This is a genomic window from Faecalicatena orotica, from assembly GCF_905197545.1.
Lineage (GTDB): Bacteria > Bacillota > Clostridia > Lachnospirales > Lachnospiraceae > Faecalicatena_A > Faecalicatena_A orotica.
The window spans coordinates 641254-653939 of sequence record NZ_CAJJZH010000001.1; the positions used below are offsets into that span (position 1 = coordinate 641254).

Genomic DNA, 12686 nt, shown 5'->3' on the forward strand with positions numbered 1-12686 from the left:
GAAAAATTCCTGGTTTTCTTTGTTTATGTGTGGTTTGAAAATGGGAATTTACAAATTGTTAAATATTTGTTACAATACACGCTGTAATGTAATTTTTAACTTGATATTTTAACTGTAAGAAGGGAGTACGATATGTGCGGAATAGTTGGATACGTTGGTGAGAAGCAGGCAGCTCCGATTCTCTTGGATGGTTTGTCAAAACTGGAATACCGGGGGTACGATTCAGCGGGAATCGCTGTATACAACGGTGAAGAAATCGGGATGAAGAAATCCAAAGGAAGATTGAAGGTACTAAGCGAACTGACCCATGACGGAGAGATGATGCCCGGTACGGTCGGGATAGGACATACAAGATGGGCAACTCACGGAGAGCCGTCGGATATCAATGCACATCCTCATTTTAATAAAAATGAAACGATTGTTGTCGTACACAATGGAATCATAGAGAATTATCTGAAGCTTAAGAAGAAGCTGACAGGAAAAGGGTATGAGTTTATATCTGATACGGATACGGAAGTGATCGCACATCTGCTGGATTACTATTACCACGGGAATCCGCTTCAGACGATCACAAAGATCATGCATCGTATGGAAGGTTCTTATGCCCTTGGGATCATGTTCAAGGATCACCCGGATGAGCTGTATGCAGTCCGCAAGGACAGTCCGCTGATCGTAGGTGAGTCTGACGGGGGCTGTATCATTGCGTCCGATGTACCGGCTGTTTTAAAATATACAAGGGATGTCTACTTTATAGAAAATGAAGAAATTGTCAGAATGACAAAGGATTCTATGGAGTTTTTCAATGTAGACGAGGAGCCGATTGAAAAGAGTGCAGTACATATTGACTGGGATGTTGATGCGGCAGAAAAGGGCGGATATGAACATTTCATGCTAAAGGAAATGTATGAGCAGCCGAAAGCCCTGACAGACACATTTTCGCCCCGCATAAAAGATCATGACATCGTGATTGAAGAACTGAATATGACAGATGAGGAAATCAGGGACATCCGTAAGATTATGATTGTAGCCTGCGGTTCTGCATACCATGCGGGTGTGACAAGCAAGTATGTATTCGAGGGGATGGCAAGAATTCCGGTAGAGGTGGACGTGGCTTCGGAGTACAGGTACCGTGACCCGATTATTGAAGACGGGACACTTGTCGTGATTATCAGCCAGTCCGGAGAGACTGCGGATTCCCTTGCAGCACTCCGGGAGTCTAAGGCAAGAGGGGCAAAAGTCCTTGGGATCGTCAATGTAGTGGGAAGTTCTATTGCGAGAGAAGCGGACAATGTTATGTATACATGGGCCGGGCCGGAAATTGCCGTTGCTACGACAAAAGCTTACTCCAGCCAGCTGATCGCCATGTACCTTCTTGCAATGAAATTTGCCGGAGTGCGCGGTCAGATCACTGACAGCCAGATGAAGGAATATATTGAAGATTTAAAACGCCTTCCGGACCAGGTGGAAATGCTGCTGAACAATAAAAACAGAATCCAGAAGTTTGCAAACAGATATCTGGCGGCGAGAGACGTATTTTTCATTGGTCGTGGAATTGATTATGCAATCTCGATGGAAGGTTCACTTAAATTGAAAGAGATTTCTTATATCCATTCTGAGGCATATGCGGCAGGTGAATTGAAACATGGAACCATTTCTCTGATTGAAGAGGGGACTCTGGTTGCAGCCGTGCTGACACAGGAGGACCTCTATAAGAAGATGATCAGCAATATGGTGGAAGTGCGCACCAGAGGTGCATTCGTACTGGCTGTTACGAATGAAGGCAACGATGAAGTAGAAAGAGCGGCAGATTACGTCATTTACATACCAGAAACGAATAAATACTTTACTAATTCGCTGGCAATTATCCCATTGCAGCTGTTTGGCTACTATATCTCTGTGGGCAGGGGATGTGATGTAGATAAACCGAGAAATCTCGCGAAATCTGTTACAGTTGAATAGAAAAATGACAGTTTCAAAGTTTGTTAAATAAATGAACACAATTCTATCACAAAGAGCGGCTATTATATCAATATAAAATACAAGAGAAAGAAGGAATTTGTATGGAAAATCAATATAATTATTACAATCCCGAAGGACAGCAGGGAAGTGCTCAGTATAATAGCCAGCAGAATTTTAACGAACCAAATAACAAAGGTCCAAAACAAAAAAAGAAAATGCCGAAAGCTGTCGCAGTAACAGGATTTGCGCTGCTCTTTGGAGTTGTATCAAGCGCAACATTTTTAACATCAAGCATTGTCGGCAGCAGGCTTCTCGGCCTGAATGAGACGAAGTCAACAGCTAAGAGCACGGCACCAGTGAACAGTAGTTCACTGACAAAGACATCAAATGTTGTTACATCCGATGTATCAGGAATCGTAGAAAATGTAATGCCGTCTATTGTATCCATTACGAATATGAGTGTCCAGCAGGTACAGGATTTCTTCGGCGGTGTTTCGCAGCAGCAGAGTGAAAGTGCAGGAACCGGAATCATCATTTCACAGAATGATTCAGAACTGCTCATCGTAACAAATAACCATGTAGTAGAGAACAGTGAGACTCTGACAGTTACCTTTAACGACAACACAAGTCTTGAGGCGAACATCAAAGGAACAGATGCATCACATGACCTGGCAGTAATTGCAGTGCCGCTTAATACGATTTCAGATGATACAATGGATGCTATTGCAGTTGCAACACTGGGCGATTCCACAAAGCTGAAAGTAGGAGAGCCTGCAATTGCTATCGGTAATGCATTAGGCTATGGCCAGTCTGTTACAACAGGTGTTATCAGCGCGACAGACCGTGAGAGTACAACAACAGATCAGGCAACAGGCCAGACAACGGTAAATGACGTCAGCCTGATCCAGACAGATGCGGCAATCAATCCGGGCAACAGCGGCGGAGCGCTTGTCAATGCAAGCGGAGAGGTAATCGGAATCAACTCCTCCAAACTGGTAGGCAGTTCCGTGGAAGGTGTAGGATATGCAATCCCGATTAGTGATGTATCCGATATTATAACAAACCTGATGAACCAGCAGACAAAAGCAAAAGTATCCGAGTCTGAGAGAGGGTACTTAGGCATCACCGGTTTTGATGTAACATCAGAATATGCCCAGAGGTTCAGTATGCCTCTCGGAGTATATATTACAGACGTTACAGACGGAGGCGGAGCAAAGGCAGCCGGACTGAGCAAAGGCGGGGTTATTACAGAATTAAACGGTACGACAATTGACAATATGGAAACATTACAGAAAGAGCTCAAGTACTATGCCAAAGGTGAGAAGGTTCAGGTAACCGTCCAGACACCTGACAATAATGGTGAGTACACGGCGAAAAACTATGAAATAACATTAGGGGCAAAGTCCGAATAATCTGAACAGTGCCGGATAATATAATAATTGAAAAAGGAAAGAAAGCCGATCCGCGGAGGACCGGCTTTCTTTTCTTTACAGCAGTTGCCTTGCCTGATTTTCGCTATTTGCACCCACAGTCCTGATTTGTATCGAATTCTGGGTTGATTGCATAGAAGTTCCTGCTGTCCAGATGATCCTGTACGATGCGGAGGCTTTCCCCAAATCTCTGATAATGAACGATTTCACGTTCCCTCAGGAAACGGATCGGGTCACATACTTCAGGGTCCTTTACCAGTCTCAGGATATTATCGTAGGTAGTTCGTGCTTTCTGTTCAGCGGCCATATCCTCATGCAGGTCCGTGATCGGATCACCCTTGGACTGGAAATAAGTTGCCGTCCACGGAGCACCGCTTGCGGCCTGCGGCCAGAGAGCGAGCGTATGGTCTACATAATAAGTCCCGAAACCGGATTTTTCAATTTCCTCTGGAGTCAGATTTCTTGTGAGCTGGTGTACAATGGCGCAAACCATTTCCATGTGAGCCAGTTCTTCGGTTCCAATGTCTGTGAGGATTCCGGTCACTTCACTGTAAGGCATCGTATATCTCTGGGAAAGATATCTCATAGATGCTGCCAGCTCGCCGTCAGGTCCTCCAAACTGTGAAATGATAATCTGGGCGAGTTTTGGGTTGGTCTGGGTAATCTTTACAGGATACTGCAGTCTTTTTTCATAATCCCACATATATCAGCATCCTCCTTCCTGCCACGGCCACGGCTCATTGACCCAGTCCCACCTGTCAGCACAGGAATAGACAGTGGTGTCAATAGTAAGAGGGCCGTAGTATGCAGCATATTCTTTTAAGGCTTCATTTCTCATGCGGCTGTACTCACGGAAGAAAGCAAGCGCGTCTTCATCACATGGATGGGTATCCAGAAACAGTTTTACGTCATCGACAGCAAAGCTGACAACGTTTATTTTATTCAGAAGATCTTTTTTACATGGACGTTCACTCATCGGTTACAGCCTCCTTTCCCACGGAATGGTTTCCTGAGTTCTTCGAAAATCGTACCGCACTGTAATGCTTTACATGGTTCAAAAATATTCTGCCACCTCTGCCACGGTACGTAAGCCATAGCCAGCGGAAAATCTTCAAGGGCGTCATAGCGGCACTGGCACGGTTCGGGAGTGCGGCGCTTCGGCATCTGGCATTCCGGGATACGGGCCTCCATAGTGTTTCTGGGTTTTGACATACAGTCATTATTACGTGGCTGCGGTTTCGGGCATCCGCATGGTTCCGGGGTGCGGTGCTGGCAGTCTGCTTTTGGCATTGGTGCAGGACAGCCGGTCTGACTGCCGCGAGACGGCATATTGCGGCATTCGGTGTTATTATTTATAGGCATATTGCGGCATCCGCTGTTATTGCTGTTTCCGGCAGGCGTGGCATTGCAGCCGTTATTGAAGTTCATCTGTCTGCCGTAACGCATATTGTTTTGACAATTCGCCATTTTTGCGTTAACTCCTTCCATTAATGTTTACACTAATATAATATGGGAGAAAAAAGAAAAGGTTCCACTTTACATTTGGGCAAAAGTTTTATATAATAGTAAAAGCAAAGGCGGGGTGTGGCTCAGTTTGGTTAGAGCGCACGGCTGGGGGCCGTGAGGTCGCAGGTTCGAATCCTGTCACCCCGATGCAGAGAGGCAGTGCACATATGGCACTGCTTTTCTTGTTTCACAGCCCCTTTTTTAAAAAAGTTGTTTTTCTATGTAAAAAAAGCTATAATAAGGGGCAAGTTATGTACTGGGGCGTGTTTGATGTACAATCATGTTCCGGCGTACTTGAATAAAGGAGATGTTTATATATGTGTGGATTTGCAGGATTTGTAGGCGAAGTTGAGGATAGAGAACAGGTACTGGTCAATATGATGAACACGATTGTCCACCGGGGACCGGACAGTGAGGGCAGGTATGTGGACGAGGATGCGGCGCTGGGATTCAGGCGTCTGAGCATCATTGACCTATCGGCAGTGGGAGACCAGCCGCTTTATAATGAGGACAGAAGCATGGTGCTCATTTTTAACGGTGAAATTTACAATTATCAGGAACTGAGGGCGGAACTGGTGGATGCGGGGCATATTTTCGTTTCCAACACAGATTCAGAGACACTGCTTCATGGATATGAACAGTGGGGGGAAAGCCTCGTAGACCGTCTGCGCGGGATGTATGCATTTGCAATCTGGGATACAAAGAAGAAAAAGTTGTTTGCTGCCAGAGATATTTTTGGCATTAAGCCTTTATATTATGCACAAATGAATGGCACGTTGATGTTTGGTTCCGAGATAAAATCATTCATGGAGCATCCGAAGTTTGACAAGGTATTCAATGAGGCGGCACTGGGAAATTACCTTTCTTTCCAGTTCGTTCCGACGAATGAAACATTTTTTAAGGGTGTGTTCTGCCTGCAGCCGGGACATTATTTCACATATGAGAACGGTGAGATGGAGATTACCCGTTATTTCGAACCACATTTTACAGGTGACAGTAAGAAATCTTTTGAGGAAGTCGTTGAAGATGTGGAAAAGGTAATGAAAGAATCTGTTGAGATGCATAAGATCAGTGACGTAGAGGTCGCCTCATATCTGTCAAGCGGTGTAGACTCCAGTTATCTGACTTATTTAGGGCAGGTGGACCATACGTTTACGGTTGGATTTGATGAAGGTAAATATAGCGAGATCCAGGATGCGAAGGAGTTTGCAGCCAGCATCAATATGCAGAATGACGCGAAGATCATTACGCCGGAAGAGTACTGGGATAAGCTGTCAGATATTCAGTATTATATGGACGAACCTGTTGCGGACCCGGCAGCTATTGCGCTGTACTTCCTGAGCGGGGAGGCATCTAAAAAAGTGAAGGTTGTTTTATCCGGCGAAGGTTCGGATGAGCTGTTCGGAGGATATAATATTTATTGCGAACCTTTGGAGCATACCGGGTTTAATAAGATTCCATTTTGCATTCGCAGGGTGCTGGGCAAGTTTGCAGAATATTGCCTGCCCCGCGGGGTAAAGGGAAGAGGTTTCCTGATGCGCCACGGAAAGACACTGGAAGAACGGTATTTTGCCAATGCGACGAATATTTTTACGGAGCGCGAGGCCAGCAGGATTCTGAAAAAGGGATGTGAACCGGGCATCCAGAAAGTGACACATCCGCTTTACGAACGGGTAAAGGGAAAAGACCCGGTTACAAAAATGCAGTATGTGGACCTCCACCTCTGGCTTGTCCATGATATCCTGATGAAGGGGGACAAGATGGGAATGGCAAATTCACTGGAGGTACGTGTGCCTTTCCTCGATAAAAAGGTACTGGAGCTGGCGGAGACACTTCCTCTTAATTACAAGGTACGTGCCCCAAAGACAAAGATTGCGCTTCGCGCGGCCGCAGAGAAGGTAATCAGGAGTAAGACCGCCGAGAAGAAGAAGCTGGGCTTCCCAATACCGATCCGTGTATGGCTGAAGGAAGACAAGTATTACACGATTGTGAAGGACATGTTTATGTCCGGAGCGGCAAAGAAGTTTTTTAACACCGATATGCTTGTGAAGATGCTGGATGACCACAGAAATGGAAAGAATATGAACGAAAAGACGGACAACAGCCGTAAGATCTGGACCGTATATATTTTCCTCGTGTGGTATGACAGGTACTTTGAACATGGGAAACCGGTGCATCCGACGATGAATGCCAGATAATATATGCTACAAAACAACAGTAATAAGCGGGATGTTATTCAGACAGGGGAGATACTATGAAGAGCAGAACAGTACGGCCAATCCGCAATAACAGGCAGGAAAAGGCAGTTTCCCGGAACGAAAAGGTAAGACCGATACGAAGCGCAGAAACGGGACGCAGTGTATCCGGGAAAGTACAAAAGAGAAGACTGGACAATACACAGCCGTTACGGGGTGTACCTCCTGTACCACCTCCCGTTTCAGCGGGGAGAAGCAAAAAGGCGGGAGCAAAAAAGGGAACGGCATATTTTGACTTTGATTTACTGCTTGTGATCATATTCCTGATGTGCTTCGGACTGGTGATGTTGTACAGTACAAGTGCTTACAGCGCGCAGTCAGACTTCCAGAACGACATGTATTATTTTACAAAGCAGGGAGTCATCGGTATATTAAGCTTTGTTGTTATGATTGTTGTATCGAAAATCGATTATCATATTTACGGTGCATTTGCATTCGAATGCTATATGTTTTCAATGGTTATGATGCTTCTTGTAAAAACACCGCTTGGAATTGAAGTTTACGGGGCCAGGCGCTGGATACAGCTTCCGGGAAATCTGACACTGCAGCCTTCTGAGATTACTAAAATCGCAGTGATCCTGTTTATTTCCTACGAGCTGTGCAGGATGGGTAAGAAGATTAATACAAGGGACGGTTTCGTGCGTATCATGGCCTTTGGCCTGATTGCTGCCGGCGGGGTCATGTTTTTGACAGAGAACCTGAGTACTGCGATTATCGTTTTTGCAATCACATGTATCCTGTTTTTTGTGGCACATCCGAAGACAAAGCCCTTTATCAAAATCATCGGTGTAGTGGCGGTTGTGGCAGTAGTGGGGATTTCGATTATGGCGGCCACGATTACAACAAGTGAAAATTTCCGCCTCCGCAGGATCATCACATGGCTGGACCCGGAGAATCACGCGGACAGCGGCGGCTTCCAGGTTATGCAGGGACTCTACGCCATAGGCTCCGGGGGCTTCTGGGGAAAAGGGCTCGGAAACAGTACACAAAAACTCGGAGTTATACCGGAAGTACAGAACGATATGATCCTGACAATTGTATGTGAAGAACTGGGGGTATTCGGTGCAATTGTGATCCTTGTTTTGTTCGGGCTGCTTCTGTACCGTCTGATGTTCATAGCAAGAAATGCGCCTGACATGTTCGGGTCACTGATTGCAACTGGGATATTTGCACATATTGCACTGCAGGTAATCTTAAATATCGCGGTAGTAACCAACCTGATCCCGACAACAGGAATCACACTGCCGTTTATCAGTTACGGGGGAACGTCGATTTTGTTCCTGATGACAGAAATGGGGATTGCGCTTGGTATATCCAGAAAAATAAAACTCAGTGAGGGATAGAGGAGGGACGCCAATGTCAAGGCGGGTCCGGATGCAGGCGGGGCGGTGTCTGCTGGCTTAAAGTTCGAGGCGTTTCGCTAAGAAGATGTAAAAGAAAATGGAAGAAAAATAGAGGTACATGCCGCATTCAGCCCAAAAACCGATGTTTTTGCGCCTCAGGCGACAACAGAATTTACTTCGGAAGTAAATTCTGCCCTCTATTTTTCTTCCATTTTCTTTAACATCTTCTACAGCTTACTTAACGGACTTTTCACCAGCAGACACCGCCCCGCCTGCATCCGGACCCGCCTTGCCACTGGCTGGTGCATCCGGCCGGGTATCCGTACACGATAAGAAAATCTGATTGCGGGATACTATGCTCACTGAAGCATAAGAAAACGGAGATTTTGCGGAGATTTTGAAAAAAATCTCTTTCAATACTATATAAAGTGTGTTATATTAGTATGTAGTATTTAAAACTACATATAATAGATGCAAAATGCATCAGGTGTAGTGTGGGAGGAACTGATATGAGTTATAAAGTAATAGTAGACAGCTGTGGGGAATTGACGGAGGAGATGAAAGAGAGCGGGATTTTTGAAACTGCATCACTCAGCATGGAAGTCGGTGGTGTCCGTATCGTAGATGATGAGACATTTGACCAGGCTGATTTTTTGAAACGTGTTGCAGCGAGTCCGGAATGTCCGAAGTCATCCTGCCCGTCTCCGGAAGAATATATGGAAAGTTATCATTGTGATGCCGAGCGTGTATACGCCGTGACATTATCTGCGGAATTAAGTGGTTCCTACAATAGTGCAGAGCTTGGCCGAAAGCTTTATGAAGAGGAGTATGGAAAGAAGGATATCTATATCTTCAATTCACGTTCCGCATCAATTGGAGAAACACTGATTGCGCTGAAGATTCAGGAATGTGAAGAAGCGGATATGAGTTTTCAGGAAATAGTCAGTACGGTAGAAAAATATATCGAATCCCAGCATACTTATTTCGTACTGGAAACATTGGATACACTCCGGAAGAACGGAAGACTTTCCGGGATTAAGGCGATCGTGGCAAGTGCACTTAATATTAAGCCTGTCATGGGGGCAAAGCCGGAAGGTGTCATCTGCCAGCTCGGACAGGCAAGGGGGATGAAGAGGGCTCTTGCCAAGATGGTGGACCACATTGTGGAAGATGTAGAGAATTCAGAAGAAAAGATACTGGCGATTTCACACTGTAACTGCAAAGAAAGAGCACTGGAAGTAGAGAAGAGTCTTCTTGCCCGGGCAAAATTTAAAAGCAGTTTCATCATCGACACGGCCGGAATCAGTACAATGTATGCAAGTGACGGCGGAATAATAGTTGTGGTATAGAACACTTTGTGATAAAATGCTTTATAGAATGTAAAAGCACGAAGGAGTTTATAAAGATGAGTCAGGAAAAAGTAGAACGATATAAACAGGAAAAGGCCAACAGAAAGAAGATTATTAAAAAGCAGCGTATCATGAGTGTTGTACGTAAATGTGTACTCGGACTTGCAGCGCTGGCGTTAGTGGGCTGGCTTGGATTCTCAGCATACCAGACACATGAAGCAAATCAGGAAAGGGCAGTGGCTGAAGTGAATTACGATGCAGTCAATAACTACCTGAGTCAGTTATCTAAATAGGCAGAACATTTCAGGACAATTAAATTATTTTAAACAAAGACGAAAAAGCAGGACCAGAACCATGATAACGAATCACGGTTCTGATTCTGCTTTTTCTTTTTTTATGTAAAAAATCAAATCTATAATCTAAAAAATGGGTCCTAAAAACATCTAAAACCCAAAATACATACAAAAAAGACACACAATCTCAAGAAAAATCCACCATGTCCCCCACTCGCCCCCACTAATGCAAAAAATCCCCCACCATCCCCCACCTGTCGGAAAACGGGAAAATAATTTTTCCATTTTTTTCCTCATCCCCCCGCTTATCCCAGTAAATTGCCCCAAAGCCGCGTATTCCCGCTTCCCACGGCATCTCCTTCTCTGGAAATCTGTTCCATCCCCATAAAAAATTAAGAAAAAAATACTTGAAAATGGAGAGAGTGTGGTTTACAATGGTGACAAGTGGTAAGAAAGTGGTAGATAGTGGCACAAAGTGGGGTGGAATGTGGAGGCCCACTTAGCAGAAGGGGTTCCGGATGTTATTAGGAGAGTTTAATCACACAATTGATGAAAAAGGCCGACTAATCATCCCAGCTAAGCTGCGAGACGACTTGGGAGATAGTTTCGTAATCTGTAATGGCTTGGAGGGCTGTCTATTTGTGTACTCTATGGACGAATGGAACAACTTTGTTGCCGAATTGGAAACCTTACCACGTATGAATAAAGATGCCAGAATATTCAAGCGTTATTTCTTCGGAAGTGCTTCAGAAGGCAGTTTTGACAAGCAGGGGAGAGTATTGGTACCACCTTCTCTGAGAAAAGCGGCCAATCTGGAAAAAGATGTTGTCCTTGTAGGGGTACAGGACCGCGTTGAAATCTGGGATAAAGCACTTTGGGAAGAACGGAGCATGGTCAGCGAAGAAGATCTGGATGCAATTGCAGAACGTATGGAAGCAATTGGGATCAGAATCTAAAAGTAATGGCAGCTTTCGGATGAATATGGAGGATTTTATGGCATTCAAGCACACATCAGTTTTACTTGAAGAAACGGTAAATGGTCTGGCAATCAAGCCGGACGGAATTTACGTGGATGCTACACTCGGCGGAGGCGGACATGCCTTTGAAGTGTGTAAGCAGTTAAGCAGCAAGGGGAGTTTTATAGGAATAGATCAGGACGCTGCAGCTATAGAAGCAGCCAGCGTTCGGTTACTCGACTTCGGGGAGAGAGTTACAATAATCAGGAGCAATTATTGTGATATGAAGCCGAGGCTCCATGAGATAGGCATTGACAAGGTCGATGGGATCATCCTGGATCTGGGCGTATCATCTTATCAGTTAGATACGGCAGAACGGGGCTTCTCCTACCGCGCAGATGCCCCTCTGGACATGAGAATGGATCAGAGGCAGAAGATGACAGCGAGGGACATCGTCAATGACTATAGCGAAGCGGATCTTTACCGCGTGATCCGGGATTACGGAGAGGACAGGTTTGCGAAGAACATCGCAAAGCATATCGTAATGGAGCGCGGTAAGGGACCGATTGAAACAACAGGACAGCTGAATGAAGTAATCAGCAGGGCGATTCCGATGAAGATTCAGAAAACATCGGGTCATCCGTCTAAAAGAACGTTTCAGGCAATCCGGATAGAACTGAACCATGAATTGGAGGTCCTGAAGGAGACGCTGGATACGATGATTGATTTACTGAATCCCGGAGGCAGGTTATGCATCATAACATTCCATTCACTGGAGGACCGGATCGTGAAGAGTGCCTTCCGCAAGAATGAGGATCCATGTATCTGTCCGAAGAATTTCCCGGTATGTGTATGCGGGAATGTATCAAAGGGAAGAGTAATCACAAAGAAACCAATTCTGCCGGGTGAGGAGGAATTGGAGTTCAACAGCCGTTCAAAGAGCGCTAAGCTGAGGATATTTGAACGGGCTTAATTTTCAGGAGTATAGCAAATAGATACCGTCAGGAAGGGGAGAGCCTGACGGAAACAGTATCAAGAAAGGGGCAGACTAGGATGGCTGCAAGGAGACAAGCGTCAGGTTACAGACAGGCATATAACAAAAGCAGCTATAGACAGGCATATGTTTATGGTAATACAGTACCTAAGCCGGAAGTTCTGCCAAAGAGAAGGCCGGAGGCACAGCCGGAGAGTCCGAAGAGGACAAGCCGTCAGGTTCGCAGGAACAGGAAACGTGCAATGAACACGAGTCCTGCATATACGATTTTTCTGGCGGCAGCAGCAATCTGTGCGGTTTTGATCTGCGTAGCTTACTTAAAGCTCCAGTCCGATATGGTCAGCAGATCAGAGAATATTTCTGCATTGCAGGAAGAACTCGCAGATTTGACCGAAGAAAATGATACTGCATATAATGCAGCGGAAGATTCTGTGAATCTGGAAGAGATCCGTGATAAGGCAATGAATGAGATGGGGATGGTATACGCTTCCCAGGGCAATGTAATAGAATATAAAAGCCCGACAAGCGATTATGTGAAACAGTACAGTGATATCCCGTCAGACGGAGTTCTGGCCAAGTCGAAGGATGTAACAGATTAAGG

General features: G+C 45.3%; 12 protein-coding genes and 1 tRNA gene. 10 read left to right on the forward strand and 3 right to left on the reverse strand.

The window, feature by feature from the left end; genetic code table 11:
- Nucleotides 1–132: 132 nt before the first annotated feature.
- Together glmS and ABIN22_RS02785 are read left to right on the forward strand one after the other, a co-directional pair.
- Complete coding sequence (glmS, locus tag ABIN22_RS02780; protein ID WP_118619024.1) at nt 133–1959, forward strand: glutamine--fructose-6-phosphate transaminase (isomerizing); 1827 nt, start codon at nt 133–135, stop codon at nt 1957–1959.
- Between the two features lie 101 nt (nt 1960–2060).
- A complete protein-coding gene (locus ABIN22_RS02785) occupies nt 2061–3371 on the forward strand; it encodes a S1C family serine protease (protein ID WP_109729417.1) in 1311 nt (436 codons plus the stop codon).
- A 103-nt stretch (nt 3372–3474) separates the two neighbouring features.
- Here the strand turns inward: ABIN22_RS02785 and ABIN22_RS02790 are convergent, their stop codons facing one another.
- Genes ABIN22_RS02790 through ABIN22_RS02800 form a run of 3 tightly spaced genes read right to left on the reverse strand, consistent with a single transcriptional unit; the run spans nt 3475 to nt 4856 of the window.
- Nucleotides 3475–4092 (reverse strand): manganese catalase family protein, encoded by a 618-nt coding sequence (locus ABIN22_RS02790; protein WP_109729416.1) that lies wholly within the window; start codon nt 4090–4092, stop codon nt 3475–3477.
- Between the two features lie 3 nt (nt 4093–4095).
- Entirely contained in the window at nt 4096–4365 is a 270-nt protein-coding gene (locus tag ABIN22_RS02795) for a spore coat protein CotJB (RefSeq protein ID WP_109729415.1), read from the reverse strand.
- On the reverse strand, nt 4362–4856 hold the full coding sequence (locus tag ABIN22_RS02800) for a spore coat associated protein CotJA (RefSeq protein WP_330405222.1): 495 nt from the start codon (nt 4854–4856) through the stop codon (nt 4362–4364). Before ABIN22_RS02800 ends, ABIN22_RS02795 begins: the two co-directional genes overlap by 4 nt.
- A 111-nt stretch (nt 4857–4967) precedes the next feature.
- On the opposite strand from ABIN22_RS02800, the gene ABIN22_RS02805 reads away from it, so the two are divergent.
- From ABIN22_RS02805 to ABIN22_RS02840, 8 genes are all read left to right on the forward strand, one after another.
- Nucleotides 4968–5042 (forward strand) — tRNA-Pro (locus ABIN22_RS02805).
- 170 nt (nt 5043–5212) lie between these two features.
- Nucleotides 5213–7093 (forward strand): asparagine synthase (glutamine-hydrolyzing), encoded by a 1881-nt coding sequence (asnB, locus tag ABIN22_RS02810; RefSeq protein ID WP_346906428.1) that lies wholly within the window; start codon nt 5213–5215, stop codon nt 7091–7093.
- Nucleotides 7094–7149: 56 nt separating this feature from the next.
- Complete coding sequence (locus ABIN22_RS02815; RefSeq protein WP_346906430.1) at nt 7150–8493, forward strand: FtsW/RodA/SpoVE family cell cycle protein; 1344 nt, start codon at nt 7150–7152, stop codon at nt 8491–8493.
- 509 nt (nt 8494–9002) lie between these two features.
- A complete protein-coding gene (locus ABIN22_RS02820) occupies nt 9003–9842 on the forward strand; it encodes a DegV family protein (RefSeq protein ID WP_109729412.1) in 840 nt (279 codons plus the stop codon).
- A gap of 56 nt (nt 9843–9898) precedes the next feature.
- A complete protein-coding gene (locus ABIN22_RS02825; RefSeq protein WP_109729411.1) occupies nt 9899–10135 on the forward strand; it encodes a hypothetical protein in 237 nt (78 codons plus the stop codon).
- 518 nt (nt 10136–10653) lie between these two features.
- A complete protein-coding gene (gene mraZ, locus ABIN22_RS02830; protein WP_109729410.1) occupies nt 10654–11091 on the forward strand; it encodes a division/cell wall cluster transcriptional repressor MraZ in 438 nt (145 codons plus the stop codon).
- Nucleotides 11092–11128: 37 nt separating this feature from the next.
- A complete protein-coding gene (rsmH, locus tag ABIN22_RS02835; RefSeq protein WP_346906433.1) occupies nt 11129–12064 on the forward strand; it encodes a 16S rRNA (cytosine(1402)-N(4))-methyltransferase RsmH in 936 nt (311 codons plus the stop codon).
- An 80-nt stretch (nt 12065–12144) separates the two neighbouring features.
- Nucleotides 12145–12684 (forward strand): hypothetical protein, encoded by a 540-nt coding sequence (locus ABIN22_RS02840; RefSeq protein WP_118619014.1) that lies wholly within the window; start codon nt 12145–12147, stop codon nt 12682–12684.
- The last annotated feature ends 2 nt before the right edge of the window (nt 12685–12686 follow it).